At 70.8% G+C, this 20277-nt stretch carries 18 protein-coding genes; 8 read left to right on the top strand and 10 right to left on the bottom strand.

What is annotated here, in order from left to right:
* Positions 1 to 45 precede the first annotated feature (45 nt).
* Both P9K36_RS06455 and P9K36_RS06460 read right to left on the bottom strand, forming a co-directional pair.
* Entirely contained in the window at positions 46 to 1653 is a 1608-nt protein-coding gene (locus P9K36_RS06455; protein WP_278306697.1) for a DEAD/DEAH box helicase, read from the bottom strand.
* A 209-nt stretch (positions 1654 to 1862) separates the two neighbouring features.
* A complete protein-coding gene (locus P9K36_RS06460) occupies positions 1863 to 2090 on the bottom strand; it encodes a hypothetical protein (RefSeq protein WP_278306698.1) in 228 nt (75 codons plus the stop codon).
* Between the two features lie 623 nt (positions 2091 to 2713).
* Between P9K36_RS06460 and P9K36_RS06465 the strand changes: the two genes are divergently transcribed.
* Both P9K36_RS06465 and P9K36_RS06470 read left to right on the top strand, forming a co-directional pair.
* Positions 2714 to 3580, top strand: a complete 867-nt coding sequence (locus tag P9K36_RS06465; RefSeq protein WP_043349412.1) for a porin family protein — start codon at positions 2714 to 2716, stop codon at positions 3578 to 3580.
* Between the two features lie 228 nt (positions 3581 to 3808).
* Positions 3809 to 4300, top strand: a complete 492-nt coding sequence (locus tag P9K36_RS06470) for a PRC-barrel domain-containing protein (protein ID WP_278306699.1) — start codon at positions 3809 to 3811, stop codon at positions 4298 to 4300.
* A 45-nt stretch (positions 4301 to 4345) separates the two neighbouring features.
* On the opposite strand, the gene parE is transcribed toward P9K36_RS06470, so the two are convergent.
* On the bottom strand, positions 4346 to 6418 hold the full coding sequence (gene parE, locus P9K36_RS06475) for a DNA topoisomerase IV subunit B (RefSeq protein WP_043349421.1): 2073 nt from the start codon (positions 6416 to 6418) through the stop codon (positions 4346 to 4348).
* Between the two features lie 359 nt (positions 6419 to 6777).
* Between parE and P9K36_RS06480 the strand changes: the two genes are divergently transcribed.
* On the top strand, positions 6778 to 6966 hold the full coding sequence (locus P9K36_RS06480) for a hypothetical protein (protein WP_278306700.1): 189 nt from the start codon (positions 6778 to 6780) through the stop codon (positions 6964 to 6966).
* Positions 6967 to 7146: 180 nt separating this feature from the next.
* Here the strand turns inward: P9K36_RS06480 and topA are convergent, their stop codons facing one another.
* The 3 genes from topA to P9K36_RS06495 form a co-directional block, all read right to left on the bottom strand.
* On the bottom strand, positions 7147 to 9831 hold the full coding sequence (gene topA / locus P9K36_RS06485) for a type I DNA topoisomerase (RefSeq protein ID WP_043387664.1): 2685 nt from the start codon (positions 9829 to 9831) through the stop codon (positions 7147 to 7149).
* Positions 9832 to 10036: 205 nt separating this feature from the next.
* Positions 10037 to 10984 carry a molybdopterin-dependent oxidoreductase gene (locus tag P9K36_RS06490; protein WP_278306701.1) on the bottom strand — a complete coding sequence of 316 codons (948 nt, stop codon included), beginning with the start codon at positions 10982 to 10984 and terminating at the stop codon, positions 10037 to 10039.
* Complete coding sequence (locus tag P9K36_RS06495) at positions 10981 to 11841, bottom strand: cytochrome b/b6 domain-containing protein (protein ID WP_043387667.1); 861 nt, start codon at positions 11839 to 11841, stop codon at positions 10981 to 10983. Before P9K36_RS06495 ends, P9K36_RS06490 begins: the two co-directional genes overlap by 4 nt.
* Positions 11842 to 12197: 356 nt before the next feature.
* On the opposite strand from P9K36_RS06495, the gene P9K36_RS06500 reads away from it, so the two are divergent.
* The 3 genes from P9K36_RS06500 to coaA all read left to right on the top strand — a co-directional run bounded on the left by P9K36_RS06500 (position 12198) and on the right by coaA (position 14579).
* Positions 12198 to 13145 carry an aspartate carbamoyltransferase catalytic subunit gene (locus tag P9K36_RS06500; RefSeq protein ID WP_043356791.1) on the top strand — a complete coding sequence of 316 codons (948 nt, stop codon included), beginning with the start codon at positions 12198 to 12200 and terminating at the stop codon, positions 13143 to 13145.
* A 124-nt stretch (positions 13146 to 13269) separates the two neighbouring features.
* Complete coding sequence (locus tag P9K36_RS06505) at positions 13270 to 13593, top strand: phosphoribosyl-ATP diphosphatase (RefSeq protein WP_043356782.1); 324 nt, start codon at positions 13270 to 13272, stop codon at positions 13591 to 13593.
* On the top strand, positions 13590 to 14579 hold the full coding sequence (gene coaA / locus P9K36_RS06510; protein WP_043356784.1) for a type I pantothenate kinase: 990 nt from the start codon (positions 13590 to 13592) through the stop codon (positions 14577 to 14579). Before P9K36_RS06505 ends, coaA begins: the two co-directional genes overlap by 4 nt.
* A 109-nt stretch (positions 14580 to 14688) precedes the next feature.
* Here coaA and thpR read toward each other — a convergent pair whose 3' ends face one another.
* Complete coding sequence (gene thpR, locus P9K36_RS06515; RefSeq protein ID WP_043756116.1) at positions 14689 to 15228, bottom strand: RNA 2',3'-cyclic phosphodiesterase; 540 nt, start codon at positions 15226 to 15228, stop codon at positions 14689 to 14691.
* On the bottom strand, positions 15228 to 15827 hold the full coding sequence (locus tag P9K36_RS06520; protein ID WP_043387683.1) for an arylesterase: 600 nt from the start codon (positions 15825 to 15827) through the stop codon (positions 15228 to 15230). The genes thpR and P9K36_RS06520 overlap by 1 nt, the downstream gene beginning before the upstream one ends.
* A gap of 207 nt (positions 15828 to 16034) precedes the next feature.
* Here P9K36_RS06520 and P9K36_RS06525 point away from each other — a divergent pair, with 207 nt between their 5' ends.
* Together P9K36_RS06525 and P9K36_RS06530 are read left to right on the top strand one after the other, a co-directional pair.
* Positions 16035 to 16718 carry an ABC transporter ATP-binding protein gene (locus P9K36_RS06525; protein ID WP_043356705.1) on the top strand — a complete coding sequence of 228 codons (684 nt, stop codon included), beginning with the start codon at positions 16035 to 16037 and terminating at the stop codon, positions 16716 to 16718.
* Positions 16718 to 19294 carry an FtsX-like permease family protein gene (locus tag P9K36_RS06530; protein ID WP_278306702.1) on the top strand — a complete coding sequence of 859 codons (2577 nt, stop codon included), beginning with the start codon at positions 16718 to 16720 and terminating at the stop codon, positions 19292 to 19294. Before P9K36_RS06525 ends, P9K36_RS06530 begins: the two co-directional genes overlap by 1 nt.
* 57 nt (positions 19295 to 19351) lie before the next feature.
* On the opposite strand, the gene P9K36_RS06535 is transcribed toward P9K36_RS06530, so the two are convergent.
* Positions 19352 to 19831, bottom strand: a complete 480-nt coding sequence (locus tag P9K36_RS06535; protein ID WP_278306703.1) for a hypothetical protein — start codon at positions 19829 to 19831, stop codon at positions 19352 to 19354.
* Positions 19832 to 19866: 35 nt separating this feature from the next.
* Positions 19867 to 20199: a hypothetical protein gene (locus tag P9K36_RS06540; protein ID WP_236952873.1), complete on the bottom strand. Its 333-nt coding sequence runs from the start codon at positions 20197 to 20199 to the stop codon at positions 19867 to 19869.
* Between the last annotated feature and the right edge of the window lie 78 nt (positions 20200 to 20277).

The following is a 20277-nucleotide window of genomic DNA, read 5'->3' on the forward strand; positions in this document are numbered from 1 at the left end:
TACGGCAGTCTGGTAGCCGGACTGTTAAGCTCGAAAAGACCCTTGTTACCTTTCTTTCTTCGCCAACACTGGTCGAAGCAGAAATGCCGGGACGTGGGAACCCAAACCGACGGGCGTATCACCATCCGCATCGTTCCGGCGCCCGCGCTCCTCGCGCCCGGCCGCGCCGGCGCGCGCCGTCGTGCGTCCCGCAGCACGGCTCTCCGGGCGAGCCTCTTGGCGCCCCTCCTGCCGACTCTCTTGACGACTCTCCTGGCGTGCCTCCGGACGCTGCGCGGCCGCCGCACCGCGACCGGTGCGTGCCCGCGGACGCTCCTCCCGGGCCTCCTCGGCCTCGCCGGCGCTCCGGATCTCCTTGGCGTCGCCGCGACTGGCGTCGCCGCGACTGGCGTCGCCGCTCCTCGCGCGACCGCCCCGGGCAGCACCGCCCTTGTCGCCAGCCTTCGCGGAGCGCGCGCCGCGGCGGCCCTCGCCCGACCGGCCGCGGTGACGCGTCCCGGTGTCACCGGACGGCTCGGCCACCGTCGACAGATCGCCGTCCAGCCAGGGGATCGGCTGGCCGATCAGCGCCTCGATGGCGCCGAGGGAGCGCGTGTCCTCGGGGGCGACCAGCGTATAGGCCGTGCCGCTCCGGCCCGCGCGGCCGGTGCGGCCGATCCGGTGGACGTAATCCTCGGGGTGATGCGGCACGTCGAAGTTGAAGACGTGGCTCACGGCGGGGATATCGAGGCCGCGCGCCGCCACGTCGCTGGCGACGAGCAGGGCGGTCTCGCCGTTGCGGAACGCGTCCAGGGCAGCGGTCCGCGCCCGCTGATCCATGTCTCCGTGGAGGGCGGCGGCGTCGAAGCCGTGGCTGACCAGGGACTTCTGGAGCAGGGCGACGTCGCGCTTGCGGTTGCAGAAGATGATCCCGTTCTTGAGTTCCGCCTCGCCGCGGATCAGGTCGCGCAAGCGCTCGCGCTTGGCATGCCCCTCGGCGCCGGTTGCGACCAGGCGCTGGGTGATCGTCGTGGCCGTGGAGGCGGGACGGGCGACCTCGACCCGCTGGGGGTTGTGCAGGAACATGTCCGCCAGCCGCTCGATCTCCGGCGGCATGGTCGCGGAGAAGAACAGGGTCTGCCGGGTGAACGGCACCATCTTCACGATGCGCTCGATATCGGGGATGAACCCCATGTCGAGCATGCGGTCGGCCTCGTCGATGACGAGCAGCTCGACGCCGGTGAGCAGGAGCTTGCCGCGCTCGAAATGGTCCAGGAGGCGACCGGGTGTCGCGATCAGCACGTCCGTGCCGCGCATCAGCTTGGCGTCTTGGTCGGCGAAGGACACGCCGCCGATGATCAGGGCCACGTTGAGCTTGTGGTTGGTGCCGTAGCGGTCGAAATTCTCGACCACCTGGGCCGCCAGTTCGCGGGTCGGTTCCAGGATCAGGGTCCGGGGCATCCGGGCCCGGGCGCGTCCGTTCTCCAGAAGCGTCAGCATCGGCAGCGTGAACGCCGCCGTCTTGCCGGTTCCCGTCTGGGCGATGCCGAGGACGTCGCGACGCGCCAGCACGTGGGGAATGGCCTCGGCCTGGATCGGCGTCGGCTCGGTATAACCCGCCGCTTCGACGGCGTTCAGGACTTTGTCACTCAGTCCCAGGTCGGAAAAAGGCATCTGCGTTCAGGAACCGTTGCGCGCCCGGCCGGCGCGAAGGACACCGTCGCGGCAACGGCTGGGAAAGGCTCGCGCGGGGCGATCGGGCGCTCCCGGGGCCGCGGGGCGCATCACGCATGTCAGTTAGGGCCCTGGCGCGACTTGTCAATCTCGCAATGGTGATGGCGCCCGCCGACGCACAGGGGATCGGGCGCCAAAACGGGCCTCGATCAGGGCCGGAGACGGTCGGACGCGGGCACGAGGCAGGGATCCAGGCGGGTGGACCGGGCGAATTCCGATGCCGCGAGGGCGCCGGTCGTCTGCGGATCCGCGATCCCCGGATGGGCCGGTCCCGCCAGGGCGGCGACCGCGGCGGCCATCGGTGCCGCATCGGGCCGGCTGAGCCGCGCGAGCTGGTAGGCGCCAACCACCGTGAGGAGCCCGACGAGTCCCGCCATGCGCAGGGTCCAGGGCAGGGGCCCGGCGGCCCGCCTCGGCCGCGCAGGATGCGATGCCGGGCCGGGAAGGCTCGCCGGAAGACCGGCCATCCCCTCCGGAGTCCGGCGCCTGCCGAAGGTTCTCCGGCTCCGTTCGTCGTGGCTGAGCATGGATGGACGGCTGTCTCCACCGGGCGAGGCGGCCGGCCGCGACGCGGGAGCCGGCAGGAAGCCGGTCGCGGGCGCTCGAGAGGGTAGGCCCGCCCGCAGCGACGGACCATCGGCGGATACGGTTAACCAATCGCTTACGACCGCGCGCACCCTCTCGCCAAAGTTGTGCCGGAATAAAACGGCCGCCCTGCATGCAACCGGCGAGACGTCGGACGCTATCACGGCACCCGTTGAGGCGTGCCCGAATATGCACGTCGCGCAACACAGCTAGTCTTACGAGCCTTTTCAGCTGTCCGCGTACAGTCTCGACGGGCAAGCGAGCCGGCTGCTTGGGAGACGGTCGGTTAGTCTTCATCTTTCGTTGACGGGATGTCCCTAGTCTGAGGATGCTTGTTGCAGGAAAGCGACAGACCCGCCATCCGAGAGCGCCTAGAAGGCTGCCGGCTCAAGCTAACCCCAGGACCGACACCACCATGAAGAAGCTCCTCCTCGCATCCACCGTCCTCGCCGGCTTGACCGCAACGGCGTCCGCCGCCGACCTGCCGCGCCGCGCTGCGCCGCCGCCGGTGTTCACGCCGGTGCCGGTGTTCACCTGGACCGGCTTCTACGTCGGTGTGAACGCCGGCTACGGCTTCGACGCCAACAGCCGCAACACCACCAGCTACGCCCTGCCGGGCGGCTCGCTGATCAACTCCCCCGGCACCTCGGGCGTCGTCAGCGTCAACAACCGCAACAACAACGACGGCTTCTCGGGCGGCGCCCAGATCGGCTACAACTACCAGTTCACGCCGGGCTCGGGCGTGGTGATCGGCTTCGAGGCCGACGCCCAGTACGTCGACTTCGCCCGCCGCGCCAACGCCACCCAGAACTACAGCTTCCTGGGCTTCCCCGGCGTCGCCTTCTCCAACCCGCCCGCCTTCGTCGCCACCAGCGGCAACGGCCTCGACTACTTCGGCACCGTCCGCGGCCGCCTCGGCTACGCCTTCGACCGCACCCTCGTGTACGGCACCGGCGGCTTCGCCTACGGATCCGGCCAGGACGACCAGAACTTCTCCGGCAACCGCTTCCGCGACAGCTTCCGCACCGGCTGGGCCGCCGGCGGCGGCGTCGAGTACGCCCTGCCCACCGACTCCTTCCTGAACTTCTTCCGCTCCTCGGCCGTCACCCTGAAGGTCGAAGGCCTGTACGTCAGCCTCGACCGCCAGAAGAACTCCGCCGGCGGCGTCTTCTACGGCAACCTCCTGCCCCCGAACGGCACCGCCTACCTCAACGGCGCCGCCGCCAAGACCGAGTTCGCCGTCGTCCGCGCCGGCCTGAACTACAAGTTCGGCTCGTACTAAGATCGAACGTCGGAGCCGGCTCGACCGGCTCCGCGCAACGGAAGGGCTCGGCCGCAAGGCCGGGCCCTTTCGCGTTTCAGGGTCGTGCCGCCGGACGGGTCGGGTGCGACAGGGAGCGCCGGAACCGCGCGTGCCACCCGCGATTGAGACCGCGGCGCCTCATGGGGACCGAGCGGGGACCGGGACGGGAACCCCGCGACGGGTCCGGGCGCACCGGAGCGATCAGCCATGCGAAGCCGAATCCTTCTCCTGTCGCTCGCGGCCATGGCTCTGGCGGGAGCGCCTGCACGCGCGCAGGATGCCTCCGTGATCGGCAAGGATACGGTCCTGCCGGGCACGGGGCCGGGGACCTCGACGGACGGCCAGGGCGTCGGGCGGCTGATGGCGGCGGCGAATGCCGAGGACGCCGCCAAACGTCAGGGGCTCAAGCCTGTGGCCTTCCTGGCCTCCAAGATGATCGGCGTGACGGTGCGCAACGCGGCAGGCGACAGCGTCGGCAAGATCGACGACCTGCTGATCACCGATGGCGGGACCCTCAAGGCCGTTGTGATCGATGTCGGCGGCTTCCTCGGCCTGGGCAGCAAGGTGATCGCCGTGGAGCCTGGTGCCCTGGTGCTGCGGCCGGGAGGCGAGCGGTTCTCGGCGGTCCTCAACATGAGCACCGACACGGTGTCGGCGGCCCAGCCCTTCGACCCGGCCAAGGCGGTTACCAAGCCCTGACGGTCCGGGCGGCCGGCGCGGTGGAAACCGCGTCGGCGCGACGGTTCAGATGTCGAGGTCGGCTCCCTCGGCGAAGGCCGCGCGCTCGCTGATGAAGGCGAAGCGCGCCTCGGGCTTGTTGCCCATCAGCCGCTCGACCGTGTCGCCGGTCGATTCCCGGGCCTCGTCCAGGACCGCGACGCGCAGCAACGTGCGCTTCTTCGGGTCCATGGTGGTCTCCTTGAGCTGGGCCGGCATCATCTCGCCGAGGCCCTTGAACCGCCCGATCTCGACCTTGCCGGCCTTGAACACCGTCTTGATGATCCGCTCCCGGTCGGCGTCGTCCCGGGCATAGGCCACCTTGGAGCCCTGCTGCAGCCGGTAGAGCGGCGGGATCGCGAGGTAGAGATGCCCGCGGTCGATCAGCTTGGGCATCTGGCGGTAGAAGAAGGTGATCAGCAGCGAGGCGATGTGGGCGCCGTCCACGTCGGCGTCCGTCATGATGATCACCTTGTCGTAGCGCAGGTCGGCCTCGCGGAAGGCCGCGCCGGTGCCGCAGCCGAGCGCCAGGGTGAGGTCGGAGATCAGCTGGTTGGCGCCGAGCTTGTCCCGGCTCGCCGAGGCGACGTTGAGGATCTTGCCGCGCAAGGGGAGGATCGCCTGGGTCGCCCGGTCGCGGGCCTGCTTGGCGGAGCCACCGGCCGAATCGCCCTCGACGATGAAGATCTCCGAGCCCGCGGTGCCGGCGGCCGAGCAATCGGCGAGCTTGCCGGGCAGGCGGAGCTTGCGGGTGGCGCTCTTGCGGGCGACCTCCTTCTCCTGGCGGCGGCGCAGGCGCTCCTCGGCCCGGTCGATCACCCAGTCGAGCAGCTTGTTGGCCTGGGCCGGGGAGGCGGCGAGCCAATGGTCGAAGGCGTCGCGCACCGCCGTCTCGACGATGCGCTGGGCCTCCACGGTGGCGAGCTTGTCCTTGGTCTGGCCCTGGAACTCGGGCTCGCGGATGAAGACCGAGAGCATGGACGCGCAGGTCGCCATGACGTCGTCGGTGGTCACCGCGGTCATGCGCTTGGCCTGGTTCACGCGCTCGGCGTGCTCGCGCAGGCCCCGGAGCAGGGCGACCCGCAGGCCGGCCTCGTGGGTGCCGCCCTCGGGCGTCGGGATGGTGTTGCAGTAGGAATGCGAGAACCCGTCCTCGGCGACCATCCAGGCCACCGCCCATTCCAGCGACCCGTGCGAGCCCGGCTTGGTGATCTTGCCGGAGAACATCGCGTCGGTGACCAGCTCCTTGCCGTCGATGTCGCGGGCGAGATAGTCGCGCAGGCCGTCGGGGAAGCGGTGCACGGCTTCCGCAGGTACGCCCTCCAGCCCCTCGAGGAGGGCGGGGGCGCAGCGCCAGCGGATCTCGACGCCGCCGAACAGGTAGGCCTTCGAACGCGCCATCTTGAACAGGCGGCGCGGGTCGAATTTCAGCGAGCCGAAGATCTGCGCGTCCGGGTGGAAGCGGACCCGGGTGCCGCGCCGGTTCTGCACCCGGCCGATCAGCTCCAGCGCGCCCTGCGCGTGGCCCCGCGAGAAGGTCTGGCGATACAGGGTCTGGTTGCGCGCCACCTCGACCTCGAGGAGGTCGGAGAGCGCGTTCACCACCGAGATGCCGACGCCGTGCAGGCCGCCCGAGGTCTCGTAGACCTTCGAGTCGAACTTACCGCCGGCATGCAGCGTGGTCATGATGACCTCGAGCGCCGACTTGCCGGGAAATTTCGGATGCGGGTCGACCGGGATGCCGCGGCCGTTGTCCGTGACCACGAGGGCACCGGTCTCCTCCAGCTCCACCTCGATGAAGCTGGCATGGCCGGCCACCGCCTCGTCCATGGAGTTGTCGATCACCTCGGCGAAGAGGTGGTGCAGCGCCCGCTCGTCGGTGCCGCCGATATACATGCCGGGGCGCCGCCGGACCGGCTCCAGCCCCTCCAGCACCTCGATGTCGGAGGCGGTGTAGCCGGAATCGGGCTCGGCCGCTGCGAGCGCCGTCACGGAGGCCGTGGCGTCCAGGCGCCGCCGCGGCTCCGGCGCGCGAGACGGGGCTGTCGAGGCGGCCGCCTTGCCGCCCGGTCCGAAAAGGTCGCGGGCCGGATCGCTCACGCGCGGCCTCCGCGGGCGCGGCGCATCGGCCGGCTCGGATTCGCGCAGACGGGTCTTGGGTCGTGGAGCATGCGCCTTCATCCCCGCATGATAGCGGAACAAAACGTAAACATCAAAACCGTTCGCCCCCAGGCGACGCGGCCGCACCATCGCATGCTGCGGCGCCGCGAGCGAGGGCCGGAACCGCCCCGACCCCCGAGGGGGCCAGGCGGCCCGTCATCACGACGTTGCACAACGATGGGTTAAGGCTTTCCCGTGACCAGCCTGTTCGACCTCCACAGGCCGCCGCCGGAACAGACCGGGACGATCGACGTTGACGGCGGAGATAAATCTTGACCGTGGTCAGGGAGCCGCAGCCCATGAGCGATGCCGCGATCGAGGCCCGCCGCCTCACGTTGATCCGCTTCGAGCACGCGGCCGGCGCCGCCTTCGGCTGCGACGACGACTCGGCCGGCGTGCCGCCCGGCCGGGCGCTCATGAATTCCACCACGATCGCGCTGGCGACCTTCGCGACGGCGCTCGCGGCAACCATCACCTACCTCGTCTGAACCGGGCGGCCGGACCCGGAAACCGGGACGTGCATCCCGTTCTCCGCGTCGGTCTGCTCCTGTCCCCCACCGCTGCCGGGAGAGCAGCGCAGGACCGCGTGCCCGCCCTGGACACGGACCGGCGCGGCTGACGCGCCTTGCACCCGGCGAGCGGGTGAAGGCCGCCTGGACCTGTCCGCGTCAGCCGGCGCCCGTCTTCTTGGCCGCGGTCTTCTTGGCGGCGGGCTTCTTCGCTGCCGTCTTCTTGGCCGCCGGCTTGGCGCCGCTCGCCGCGCGCGTCGCGGTCTTCCGGACAGCGCCCCGTTTCGCCGGCTTGCCGCCGCCCGAGGCGCGCTTGGCGTTGACCAGGGCGATCCCCTCGTCGAGCGTCAGCGCCTCGGCGCTCATGGTCTTCGGCAGCGTGGCATTCACCTCGCCGTCGGTGACGTAGGGGCCGTACTTGCCGGCCTTCACCACGAGGTCGCGCCCGCTCGCAGCGTCCGTGCCGAGCGGCCGGCCGGGATCGGCAGCCGGACGGCCGCGGCCGCCCCCCTGCTCCTTGGCGACGATCAGGTCGATGGCGCGGTTGCCGCCGATCTCCAGCACGTCGTCGTCCTTGCCGAGATTGGCGTAGGTCTTCCCATGCTGCACGTAGGGCCCGAACCGGCCGAGATTGGCCAGGATCGGCTCGCCGGTCTCGGGGTGGCGCGCCACCTCGCGGGGCAGCGCCAGCAGGGCCAGCGCCTTCTGCAGGTCGACCGCCGAGGGACTCAGCCCCTTCGGCAGGGAGGAACGCTTCGGCTTCTCCGCCCCCTTCTCGGTGGAGGCCTCACCGAGCTGCAGGAACGGCCCGAATCGGCCGTCGCGCAGCGTCACCGGCAGACCGGTGGCGGGATCGTCGCCCAGCACCCGGACGCCCGGCTGGCCGCCCTCGGCCGAGGAGCCGTCCCCCTCGCCCTCGACGCCCGAGGCTGAGAGCTGGCGGGTGTACTTGCACTCGGGATAGTTCGAGCAGCCGATGAAGGCGCCGAACTTGCCGAGCTTCAGCGACAATTGTCCGGTCCCGCAGACCGTGCAGGTGCGCGGGTTCGAGCCGTCGCCCTTGTCGGGGAAGATGTGCGGCCCGAGGAGGCCGTTCAGCGCCTCCAGCACGTCGGTGACGCGCAGCTCCTTGGTCTCGCCGATCGCCGCGGAGAAATCGCGCCAGAAGTCGCGCAGCACCGCCCGCCAGTCGATCTCGGCATTGGAGACGCGGTCGAGCTGCTCCTCGAGGTCGGCGGTGAAATCGTACTCGACGTAGCGCCGGAAGAAGCTCTCCAGGAAGCCCGTGACGAGCCGCCCCTTGTCCTCCGGCTGCAGCCGCTTCTTCTCGATCTTGACGTATTCGCGGTCGCGCAGCGTCTGGAGCACCGCCGCGTAGGTCGACGGGCGGCCGATGCCGAGTTCCTCCATGCGCTTCACGAGGCTCGCCTCGGAATAGCGCGGCGGCGGCTCGGTGAAGTGCTGAGTCGAGCTGATCCGCTCGCGGGTGAGCGGGTCGCCGGCCTTCATGGGCGGCAGGCGGCGGCTCTCCTCGTCCTCCTCGTCGTCCTTGCCCTCCTGGTAGAGGGTCAGGAAGCCGTCGAACTTCACCACCTGGCCGGTGGCGCGCAGGTCGATCTGGCGGGGGCCGACCTTCGCCGTGACATCCACGGTGGTCCGCTCCAGCTCGGCCGATTCCATCTGGCTCGCCATGGTGCGGGTCCAGATGAGATCGTAGAGCCGGGCCTGCTCGGGCTCGAGGTGGCGCGCGACCATCTTGGGCAGGCGGCTCATGTCGGTGGGACGCACCGCCTCGTGGGCCTCCTGGGCGTTCTTGGCCTTGACGCTGTACTTGCGCGGCACGTCGGGCACGTAGCGGTCGCCGAATTCCTTGCCGATGACCCGGCGGGCGTCCTGGATCGCCTCGGGCGCCATATCGACGCCGTCGGTCCGCATGTAGGTGATGATGCCGACGGTCTCGCCGCCGATATCGACGCCCTCGTAGAGACGCTGGGCGACCCGCATGGTCTGGGCCGGCGCCATCCCGAGCTTGCGCGAGGCCTCCTGCTGCAGGGTCGAGGTGGTGAAGGGCGGCTGCGGGTGGCGCTTGGCGGGCTTCGCCTCGACGCTCGCCACCTGGAAGGTCGCGAGTTCGAGGTCGCGCTTGAATGCGGCGGCCTCGTCGCCGGTGCCGACGTCGAGGCGCTGGATGCGCTTGCCGTCGGCGCCGACGAGGCGGGCCTCGAAGGTCGCGCCGTCGGCGGTCGTCAGCGTGGCGATGAGCGTCCAGTACTCGCGCGGCTTGAACCGCTCGATCTCCATCTCGCGCTCGACGACGAGGCGCAGCGCCACCGACTGGACGCGGCCCGCCGAGCGGGCGCCCGGGAGCTTGCGCCACAGGACCGGGGAGAGGTTGAAGCCGACGAGGTAGTCCAGCGCCCGGCGCGCCAGATAGGCGTCGACCAGGGCCTGGTCGATCTCCCGGGGCTTGCGCATCGCCGCCTCGACCGAGGCCTTGGTGATGGCGTTGAAGGTGACGCGTTCGACCGGGATGCCCTTGAGCGCCTTGCGGGCGGTCAAGGCCTCCAGCACGTGCCAGGAGATCGCCTCGCCCTCGCGATCCGGGTCGGTAGCCAGAATCAGCTTGTCGGCGCCCTTGACCGCCTTGGCGATCTCGGAGACCCGGCTCGCCCCGCGGTCGGCCAGTTCCCAGACCATGTGGAAATCCTGCTCGGGATCCACGGAGCCGTCCTTGGCCGGCAGGTCGCGGATGTGCCCGAACGAGGCGATCACTTCATAGTCGCGGCCGAGATACTTATTGATCGTCTTGGCTTTGGCCGGCGACTCGACGACGACGACTTTCATTCAGACCTCTGCCCCTGACGGGACCTGAGCGCGACGGACGAATTCTGATCGTAATTCGCGTGGGACATATGCCCGCCGTCGGGCCGGGGCCGCGCGCCGGGGACAAGTGGGTCACGGGCGGCGGGATGTCAAATGGCGGGCTGTGCCGCCGGTGTGGGGTCGAGCCGCTCCGTCGCGCATGCCCCGGCTGGCGCGGCGCCGAAACTCAGATCCCCGCGTACCATTCGTAGCCGCGGTCCTCCCAGTAGCCACCGCCGCCCTGGCCGATGCCGTTGAGCGATTCCACCATCTCGACGCGCATCACGTACTTGGCCTGCTTGTAGCCGAGCTGGCGCTCGACCCGCAGGCGCAGGGGCGCGCCGTTGGAGACGGGCAGCGGCTTGCCGTTGAGGTCGTAGGCCAGGATCGTCTGCGGGTTGAAGGCGTCGTAGAGGTCGATGCTCTCGTAGTAGCGGATCGGCGTACGCTTATCCTCGGGCTCCGCGGCCGGGCTGCCCTGACCCCAATCGTCCTTGGGCGCGTCGGTGGCGGTGGGCGCGCCGCCCCAATCCTCGGCGGCGGCGAGCTGGATGTAGGCGTCGCGCACCGCGCCCGGATGCCCGGGGCGCCCCAGGAAGGCGCCGTCGCCGCCTTCGAGGCCGCCGCCGGCATATTCCAGCGTGTCGGCGCAGTGGAACACCGCGTAGCGCGCCTGCGGCTTCAGCCCGGCCCGCTTCAGCACCTCGGCGAGCGGCACGCCGGCCCATTGCCCGATGCAGCTCCAGCCCTCCACGCAATCGTGACGGGTGATCTGGATCCGCGACGGCAGGGCGCGCAGGTCCGCGAGGCTCAGCGACAGCGGCGTCTGGACGAGCCCGTCGACCGTGAGCTTGAACTCGGCGAACTTCTTGGCCGCGAGGGCCCGGTAGGCGCGGTCCGGCGGGTCGATGGTGCCGTTCGGCTTGAACCAGGGCGAGATCATCGCGGCCGGGAATTCCCGGGCCAGGGTCGTCGGCGACATCAGCAGGCGCTGGACGTACTGGTTGGCGTCCTCGCCGACCTGGAGGGTCTGCCGGCCCGCATCGGATCCGGCGAATCTGTCGCAGCCGCCGAGCAGGGCGGTGCCCATCAGGCCGGCGCCGGCGGTGAGAAGCTTGCGGCGGTGGAGGATCATCGGGCACCTTCCCGGTCACGGCCGAGGCTGAACCAGCCGGTGATCATGCCGCGCATGTTGTTGACGAGGCCGGAGACCAGCACCAGCAGCACGTGGACCACCACGAACAGCACGATGAGCCCGGCGGCGATGAAGTGGACGCTGCGCGCCGATTGCCGGCCCCCGAACAGCTCGGTGAGCCAGGGCCAGGCGGCGTCCATCCCGGGCGACATGGCGAGTCCCGCGAGCACCATCGCAGGTAAAAGGCCCAGCACCAGGACGAGATAGGTGAGCTTCTGGATGACGTTGTAGCGCTTGGCCTCCGTGCCCTCGGGGAAGCGCAGGAGCAGGTGCTCCTTCACGGAAGCCCCGAAGTGGCGGATCTGGTCCCCGTCCGGAATCAGGCGACGGCGGAGCTGGCCGCTGAACAGGCCGTAGGTGAGATAGACGGCGCCGTTGATCACCAGCAGCCACGCGAACAGGAAGTGCCAGCGGCGGCCCGTGGCGAGGTCCTGGTCGGCCGGCAGGGTCGCCCAGGACGGGAAGGCCCGCTCCACCTCCGTGCCGCCCTCGCGCGACAGGCCGAGAACGCCCGTGGTGTCGAAGGTCCGCGTGCCGACCGTCACCACCCCGCGGCTCTTGCCGTCGCGGCCCTGATCGCTCGTGATGGCGAGCGCCGGGTCGTCGAAGGTCGAGACCGCGCCCCAGTAGAGCGCGGGGTGGGCGTTGAAGATCTGGAGGCCGCTCATCAGCAGCACGAGCAGCACCGCGGCGTTGATCCAGTGCGCCAGACGGATCACCAGCGGATGGCGGTAGAACCACCGGCGCCCCTGCCGGTCGACGGTCTCGGGGGCTTGGAGAGCAGGGGAGGCGGCCAAGAATCGGGTCCCGGTTGGGCGTCGCTGGGCAGGGGATCGTCCGAACCCCGACCGTTCGGGCCAATACGTGGCGCGAGGAGCACCGGTTACCATCGGGCGGAAAAAAGGCCGCAGGGCCCGTCCGGCTTCCCCGGCGGGCGGCGGTCTGCAGGGGCTGCAGGGGCTCCAGGCACGGGGCCGAGGGCGGAGCGCGGTCTGTCCCCTTTCCGAGCGGACGGGCCAGCCGGGAGCTCACGCCGAGCCAGCCCCTGTGCGCCGGAGGACGCGTCCCGGCCTGAACCGCGATGGATGCGCGCGATGGATGCATCGGACAGCCTTGCCGGGACGGCGCGCCGCACCTACACCCGGGCCTCATCATGACGACGCCCGCGCCCCCGGCCTTCCCGCACCGGCACCTCCTCGGCATCGAGGGTCTGACCCGGCCCGACATCGAAGGGCTGCTCGACGCCGCCGAATCCGCCGTCGACCTCTCGCGGCAGGTTGAGAAGAAGCGCACGACCCTGCGGGGCCGGACGCAGATCAACCTGTTCTTCGAGCCCTCGACGCGGACGCAATCCTCCTTCGAACTCGCCGGCAAGCGGCTCGGCGCCGACGTGATGAACATGTCGGTTGCCTCGTCCTCGGTGAAGAAGGGCGAGACCCTGATCGACACCGCGGCGACGCTGAACGCGATGCGGCCCGACATCATCGTGGTCCGCCACGAATCGGCCGGCGCCGTGCACCTGCTCGCCCGGAAGGTCGATTGCGCGGTGGTCAACGCGGGCGACGGCGCCCACGAGCACCCGACCCAGGCGCTCCTCGACGCGCTCACCATCCGCCGCAACAAGGGCCGGATCGAGGGCCTGCAGGTGGCGATCTGCGGCGACGTCCTGCACTCGCGGGTGGCGCGCTCCAACATCATCCTGCTCCAGGCCATGGGTGCCCGGGTCCGCCTGATCGCGCCCTCGACGCTGCTGCCCGCCGGCATCGAGCGCTTCGGCGTCGAGACCTTCACGGACATGCGCAAGGGTCTCGTCGGCTGCGACATCGTGATGATGCTGCGCCTCCAGCGGGAGCGCATGAACGGTTCGTTCGTCCCCTCCGTGAAGGAGTATTTCCGCTATTTCGGCCTCGACGCCGAGAAGCTGGCGCTCGCCAAGCCCGATGCCCTGGTGATGCATCCGGGCCCGATGAACCGCGGCGTCGAGATCGCCTCGGACGTCGCCGACGGGGCGCAGTCGCTGATCCGCGAGCAGGTGGAGATGGGTGTCGCCGTGCGCATGGCGGTGCTGGAAGCGCTCGCCCGGCATCTCCCGAACGGCTGAGCCCCGGACAAAGCCCATTCGCCTTCACCCGCGCCGCTTGCTCGCAGGGCGGTCGTGGCGCAGTTTCCTGCCGAAATCCGGCCCGGATCCGTATAAGGGGCCGGCGCAACATGCAGATCGCTTCATGACCGCCTACACGCTCGCCGACCTCGCCGCCCTCGTGGCGAGCCGCGCCGGGACCGATCCGGCCACCTCCTACACGGCCAAGCTCCTGTCCGAGGGCCCCGCCAAGGCGGCCAAGAAGCTCGGCGAGGAGGCGGTCGAGGCGGCGATCGCGGCCGTGCAGGGCGACAAGACCGGCCTGAGGAACGAGGCCGCCGACGTGCTCTACCACCTCGTCGTGCTGCTCCGGGCCGGCGGCGTGGAGCTCGAGGCGGTGATGGCCGAGCTGGAGCGCCGGACGGCCCAGAGCGGCATCGCCGAGAAGGCCGCGAGGCGCCACGCGTGAACGCGGCCGCGCTGCCGGGCTCGGTCGAGGCGATCCTCGACGCGTCGGACCGGCTCTCGCCCTATCGCCGCTTCAGCCGGGAGGAATGGGCGCAGCTGCGCGCCGACACGCCGCTCACCCTCAACCAGGAGGATCTGGAGCGGCTGCAATCGATCAACGATCCGATCTCGGTCGAGGAGGTGGTGGCGATCTACCTGCCGCTGTCGCGCCTGCTGGCCCTCTACGTCGCGGCGACGCAGGGGCTGTTCAAGGCGACGCAGCGCTTCCTCATGGCCGAGCGCGAGACCAAGGCGCCCTACATCATCGGGCTCGCGGGCTCGGTGGCGGTGGGCAAGTCCACCACGGCCCGCATCCTGACAGCGCTGCTGGCGCGCTGGCCCAACACGCCGAAGGTCGACCTCGTCACCACCGACGGGTTCCTGCTGCCCAACGCCGAACTCGCCGCCAACGGCCTGATGGAGCGCAAGGGCTTTCCCGAAAGCTACGACACCGCCGCGCTGCTGCGCTTCCTCCACGACGTGAAGGCCGGCCACAAGCGCGTGACCGCGCCGCTCTACTCGCACCTCGTCTACGACCGGGTGCCCGGGGAGGAGCGGGTGGTGGAGAGCCCCGACATCCTGATCGTCGAGGGCCTGAACGTCCTCCAGCCCGCCCGCCTGCCCCGGGACGGCACCGCGATCCCGTTCGTGTCCGACTTCTTCGACTTCTCGATCTATCTCGACGGCCACGAGGACGACCTGCACCGCTGGTACGTCACCCGCTTCATGAAGCTGCGCCAGACCGCCTTCCGCGACCCGCGCTCATACTTCCGGAAATACGCCGAGATCCCGGAAACCGAGGCGCTCGACATCGCCGACCGGCTCTGGACCACGATCAACCTGCCGAACCTGCGCGAGAACATCGTGCCCACGCGGCAGCGGGCGAGCCTGATCCTCACCAAGGGCGCGAGCCACCGGATCGAGAGCGTGGCGCTGCGGCGGCTGTAGGTCGGTCCAACCCTCCAGCTGATCCTGAGGTGACCGCGAAGCGGGCCTCGAAGGAGGTCTTCCGGGCCCACAGAGCCCTCTGGATGAGGAGAGGCCTGAAGCGGACGCCTCACGCGAACGGAAAGTCCGCCTCCGCCACATACGGCCCACCCCCGGTCGATTCCCGCGCCGAGAACAGCGTCACCCGGTCAACCGCGAAGGCCAGCGGCGCGAAGACCGGCGCCTGCGACAGGTACATCGCCGTCGCCTCCGGCGTGGCGTCGCGGCGCAGCCGGGCCAGGGTGACATGCGGGGTGAACTTCCGCCGTTCCGGCTCGACCCCGGCGCGGCGCACCAGCCGCTCCTGCTCGGCCTGGAGATCCGTCAGCGCCGGATCGGCCACCACCGCCGCGTAGAGCGCCCGCGGCCTGTCGCCGCCGAAGATGCCGAGGCCGTCGAGGGTCACCGTCAGGGGCGGGCGTACCCGCATCTCGGCCAGCGCCTCCACGACATCGTCGGCGACGGTGACCTCGACATCCCCGAGGAAGCGCAGGGTGACGTGAAAGTCGCCGGGCTCGATCCAGCGGGCGCCGGGCAGCCCGCCCTGGTAGGCCTTGAGGGCGTCGGCGACCGCCGGCGGCACGGCGAGCCCTGTGAACAGGCGCGGCATCAGCGGACCGGCGCCTGGCGGATCCGGTCCAGGAACGAATCGACCGTCGGCAGCATGCGGGCCGCGATGGTCTCGACGCCCTGCCGGTTCGGGTGGATCATGTCATCGAGGTGCTGCGCCCGGTCGCCCACGATCCCGTCGAGGAAGAACGGGTAGAGGGTCAGCCCGTAGCGCTTGGCGAGGGCCGGAAAGATCGCGTCGAACCGCGCCTTGTAGTCCGGCCCGAGATTGGGCGCGGCCTGCATGCCGGCCAGCAGGACCGGGATGCCCCGGGCCTTCAGCCGCTCGATGATCGCCGACAGCGCCCCCTCGGTCACCTTCGGGTCGGTGCCGCGGAGCATGTCGTTGGCCCCAAGTTCGAGGATCACGCCCGCGGTCCCGTCGGGCACCGACCAGTCGACCCGGTCGAGGCCACCGGTGGCGGTGTCGCCGGAGACGCCGGCATTGGACACGGTCACGTCTTCGCCCTTGGCCTTGAGCAGCCGCTCCAGGACGGTGGGGAAGGCGGCATCGGCGGGCAGCCGGTAGCCGGCGGTCAGGCTGTCGCCCAGGGCGACGAGCTTGACCGGGCCGTTCGGGGCGGCCTGCGGTGCCGTCATGAAAGGGACCATGAGGACGGCTAGCGCTGCGGCAAACAGGGCCGTGCGCCGGAACACAGCGCCGCCGTCATGGCGCGGCCCCAATGCGGATCCCATATCGCGGTGCCCCCGCGGCCCGTGCAGCCAAGTTCGCAGCCAACCAAGGACCTCGCGCGCCATGCTCGTCATCGCTCACAGATCGGCTCGCCCGTGAGCCAAGGCAAGGTGCTGCGCGATCCGGCGATCGCGCTGTCGAACATCGATCTCAGCCTCGGCCGCGGCGCCGCCCGGGTCCACATCCTCCGCGGCATCTCGCTCACCGTCGACCGCGGCGAGGCGGTGGGTCTCGTCGGCCCGTCCGGCTCCGGCAAGTCGACGCTTCTGATGGTCATGGCCGGGCTGGAGCGGCCCGATTCCGGCGGCGTGGTGATCGAGGAGACCGATCTCGTCCGCCTCGACGAGGACGCGCTCGCCCGCTTCCGGGGCCGGCGCATCGGCATCGTCTTCCAGGCCTTCCACCTCGTGCCGACCATGACGGCGCTTGAGAACGTGGCGCTGCCGCTGGAACTGGCCGACCGGCCCGGCGCCCACGAGCGGGCCCGCGCCGAGCTGGAGGCGGTGGGCCTCGGGCACCGGCTGCACCATTACCCGGCGCAGCTCTCGGGGGGCGAGCAGCAGCGCGTCGCCATCGCCCGGGCGGTCGCCCCCGACCCGGCGATCCTGGTCGCCGACGAGCCCACCGGCAACCTCGACGAGGCCACCGGCCGGCAGATCGTCGATCTCCTGTTCCGGCTGAAGCGCGACCGCGGCGCGACCCTGGTGCTCGTCACCCACGACAACGGCCTCGCCCGCCTGTGCGACCGCACGGTGCGCCTGCGCTCGGGCCGGATCGAGGAAGCGGTGACCGCCTGATGCACGGCACGATCACCCGACCGGACCCCGGCCCCCGCCGCCTCCCGCTCATCCTGCGGCTGGCGCTCCGCGAACTGCGCGCCGGCCTCACGGGCTTCGCGGTGTTCCTCGCCTGCATCGCGCTGGGCGTCGCGGCGATCGCGGGCGTGGCGTCGATCTCGCGCTCGCTCTCGGATGGGCTCGGCCGGGAGGGGCGGCGGATCCTCGGCGGCGACCTCGCCTACAACCTGATCAACCGCGAGGCCACCGACGCCGAGCGGCAGGCCCTGGCGCGGGAAGGCCGTCTCGATAGCGTCGCCTCCCTGCGGGCCATGGCGGTGGCGGAGAGCGGCGACGCGGCCCTCGTCGAGCTGAAGGCCGTCGACCCGGCCACCTATCCGGCGGCGGGCGACCTCGCCACCGACCCGCCGGGCCGCCTCGCCGACCTGCTGGCGGAGCGCGACGGGGTGCCGGGGGCGCTCGCCGACCCGGCCCTGCTCACGCGCCTCGACGTCAAGGTCGGGGACCGGATCGCGCTGGCCGGGCACAAGGTGGCGATCCGCGGCACCATCGTGTCCGAGCCCGACAAAATCGCCGGCGGCATCGGCTTCGGGCCGCGGCTGATGATCTCCGAGCCGACGCTGCGCGCCACCGGTCTCGTCCAGCCCGGCAGCCTCAACCGCTGGAGCTACCGGATCCTCCTGCCGCCGGGCACGGCGGATGCCGATCTCGACGCCGCGCAGGCCCGGATCCGTGCCGCGACGCCGGAGGCGGGCTGGGAGGTCCGCTCGCGCAGCAACGCCGACCCGCGCTTCGCCAAGAGCATCGAGCGCTTCACGCAGTTCCTGACCCTGGTCGGGCTCACCGCGCTGATCGTCGGCGGCGTCGGCGTCGGCAATGCCGTCCACGCCTTCGTGGAGCGCAAGCGGGCCTCGATCGCGACCCTCAAGAGCGTCGGCGCGCCCGGCTCGCAGGTGGTCGCTCTGTACCTGACGCAGGTGATGCTGATCGCCGGGATCGGCACCCTGATCGGGCTGGCGATCGGCGCGAGCCTGCCCTTCCTCCTCGACGCGCTGTTCTCCGCCGACCTGCCGCTGCCCCTGAACCCGACGCTCGCCCCGGGCGAACTCGCGCTCGCGGCCGCCTACGGGCTCCTCACCGCCTTCGCCTTCGCGATCACCCCGCTCGGCCGCGCCCACGACGTGCCGGTCTCCGGCCTGTTCCGCGACACCGTCGATCCCGCACGGGTGAGGCCGCGCTGGCGCTACCGGATCTGGTTGGGCCTGAGCCTCGCGGCGCTGGTCGGCCTGTCGGTGGTCACCGCCTTCGACCGGCGCGTGGCGCTGATCTTCATCGCGGCGGCCGCCATCGCCTTCGGCCTGCTGCACGGGGTGGCCCTCGGCCTGATGGCGCTCGCCCGCCGCCTGCCGCATCCAAGCTGGCCCGCGCCCCGGATGGCGCTCGCCAACCTCCACCGGCCGGGGGCCCTGACGCCCGCCATCGTCCTGTCGCTGGGCCTCGGCGTGACGCTCCTCGTGACGCTCAGCCTGATCGACGCCAATGTCCGCCGGACGATCAGCGCGACCCTGCCGGCCCGCGCGCCGAACCTCTTCTTCCTGGACATCCCCTCGCGGGACGCCGCCCAGTTCCGCGAGTTCCTGGCGCGCGCCGCCCCGAACGGGAAGATCGAGGACGTGCCGATGATGCGCGGCCGGATCGTCGCCCTGAACGGCGTGCCGGCCAGCAAGATCCGGCCCCCGGAGGATGCCGCCTGGGTGCTCGACGGCGACCGGGGCATCACCTACGCCGACACGGTGCCGGAGGGCTCGAGCCTCACCGAAGGCGCGTGGTGGAGCGCCGAGCAGGGCGCCAAGCCGCTGGTCTCCTTCGAGGCCGACCTCGCCCGCCAGCTCGGCCTCAAGCTCGGCGACACCGTGACGGTGAACGTGCTCGGCCGCGACCTCACCGCGACGATCTTCAACCTGCGCCGGGTGGAGTGGCGCAATCTCGGCATCAACTTCGTGATGGTGTTCTCGCCGGGGACCTTCCGCGGCGCGCCGCATTCCGACCTCGCCACGCTGACGCTGCCGGGCGGCACCGACGCGGCCGCCGAGAACCACATCCTGCGCGACGTCGCCAAGACCTTCCCGTCGGTGAGCGCCGTGCGGGTCAAGGACGCGCTGGACGCGATCGGCGACCTCGTCGGCCGGCTGGTCCTGGCGATCCGCGGGGCGAGCGCCGTGGCGGTCCTGGCGAGCCTGTTCGTGCTGGCCGGCGCCATCGCGGCCGGGCACCGGGCGCGGCTCTACGACGCCGTCGTGCTCAAGGTGCTGGGCGCGCGCCGGTCGCGGCTGCTCGCCGCCTACGCCCTCGAATACGCCGCCCTGGGCCTCGCCACGGCCCTGTTCGGCCTCATGGCCGGGACGCTCGCAGGGTGGGTGATCGTCGCCAAGGTCATGCATCTCGACTTCCGCCTCGACCTGTCGGGCGCGCTGGTGGCGGCGACGGCCGCCGTCGCGCTGGCGATCCTCCTCGGGCTCGCCGGCACCTGGCGGATCCTGGGGCAGAAGCCGGCGCCGTATCTACGGCAGATCTGAGGAGCGCCTCCCGGTCCCGGGAGGACCGCCCGGGCGCTCAGACCCGACGGGCCGCCGTCAGCGCCAGAATGTCCACCAGGGCCGTCGCACGACGGGCACCTCGCGATAGCCGCTTCCCGAAAAGCCGTGCTGGAACGCCCCGGGCGCGGTCTCCGCGACGTCCGCAGGCCGGGGGAACGGTTTGGAGCCGCCGAGCAGGAGGTTCTCGACGAGGAAATCGAGACACCGCGCCTGATACTCGGCTCCGTGCGTCGCGAGCATCGGCTCCGCGCACAGGGCCGACACGACGCGGTATGTCTCGCCGTGCCGCTCAAATCCGACCCGGTAGACGCCGAGGCCGGTCCAGCTCCGGTGGAAGCAGAGATCGAGTCCGTCGAGATAGATGAACCACTTGTCTTCCATCACCTCCGGACGCAGCCCCTTCGCCAGCTCCGCGAATTGGGCGGGGTCGAAGGCCGCGCGATAGGGGATCGGGGACATCGCCGCGAAGGGCAGGCGCTTCCAATCGTCCGGCTTCGCCGTCGCCCGCGTCGCCATGTTTCCCGGGTCTCCAGCCTTTACCGCCGGCGGCGTCAGCCCTCGGCCGGTTCCGAGCCGACCATCCCGAGGACCGCCTCGCCGAAGCGTCGGCGCGCCGCCGGATCGAGCTGGCGGAAATGAACCTTCACCAGAGCCAGGAGCCGCTCCGTCTCCCAATCGATCGCCGGCCGCGTGGCGGGGCCGCACCGATCCGGCTGGTAGAACGCCTCGATCGGAAGATCGAGGGACTGCGCGATTCGAATGAGGGCTTGGGACGACGCAGTGTCCGCTTTCGCGCCGGCAATCATGCGCAGACGTTCGAGCCCGTTCTCATCCATGACCGACCCTCGAACATCTCCAGGAAGGCGCAAATCGACCCACAGCACCGCGGAGTGCCCGACCGCAACTTTATCCGCAAGTGAACTCTTTGTCATTTGTGTGATATATTGGTACGGAGAAAGACG

Origin of the sequence: Methylobacterium sp. 391_Methyba4 (assembly GCF_029691625.1) — a bacterium.
In the GTDB taxonomy this organism is placed as follows: domain Bacteria; phylum Pseudomonadota; class Alphaproteobacteria; order Rhizobiales; family Beijerinckiaceae; genus Methylobacterium; species Methylobacterium fujisawaense.

Excerpts from the sequence above, each read along its gene's own strand:
- P9K36_RS06455 (WP_278306697.1), bottom strand. The coding sequence starts at position 1,653 with ATGCCTTTTTCCGACCTGGGACTGAGTGACAAAGTCCTGAACGCCGTC.
- P9K36_RS06460 (WP_278306698.1), bottom strand. The coding sequence starts at position 2,090 with ATGGCGGGACTCGTCGGGCTCCTCACGGTGGTTGGCGCCTACCAGCTC.
- P9K36_RS06465 (WP_043349412.1), top strand. The coding sequence starts at position 2,714 with ATGAAGAAGCTCCTCCTCGCATCCACCGTCCTCGCCGGCTTGACCGCA.
- P9K36_RS06470 (WP_278306699.1), top strand. The coding sequence starts at position 3,809 with ATGCGAAGCCGAATCCTTCTCCTGTCGCTCGCGGCCATGGCTCTGGCG.
- P9K36_RS06480 (WP_278306700.1), top strand. The coding sequence starts at position 6,778 with ATGAGCGATGCCGCGATCGAGGCCCGCCGCCTCACGTTGATCCGCTTC.
- topA (WP_043387664.1), bottom strand. The coding sequence starts at position 9,831 with ATGAAAGTCGTCGTCGTCGAGTCGCCGGCCAAAGCCAAGACGATCAAT.
- P9K36_RS06490 (WP_278306701.1), bottom strand. The coding sequence starts at position 10,984 with ATGATCCTCCACCGCCGCAAGCTTCTCACCGCCGGCGCCGGCCTGATG.
- P9K36_RS06500 (WP_043356791.1), top strand. The coding sequence starts at position 12,198 with ATGACGACGCCCGCGCCCCCGGCCTTCCCGCACCGGCACCTCCTCGGC.
- P9K36_RS06505 (WP_043356782.1), top strand. The coding sequence starts at position 13,270 with ATGACCGCCTACACGCTCGCCGACCTCGCCGCCCTCGTGGCGAGCCGC.
- thpR (WP_043756116.1), bottom strand. The coding sequence starts at position 15,228 with ATGCCGCGCCTGTTCACAGGGCTCGCCGTGCCGCCGGCGGTCGCCGAC.
- P9K36_RS06520 (WP_043387683.1), bottom strand. The coding sequence starts at position 15,827 with ATGACGGCACCGCAGGCCGCCCCGAACGGCCCGGTCAAGCTCGTCGCC.
- P9K36_RS06530 (WP_278306702.1), top strand. The coding sequence starts at position 16,718 with ATGCACGGCACGATCACCCGACCGGACCCCGGCCCCCGCCGCCTCCCG.
- P9K36_RS06535 (WP_278306703.1), bottom strand. The coding sequence starts at position 19,831 with ATGGCGACGCGGGCGACGGCGAAGCCGGACGATTGGAAGCGCCTGCCC.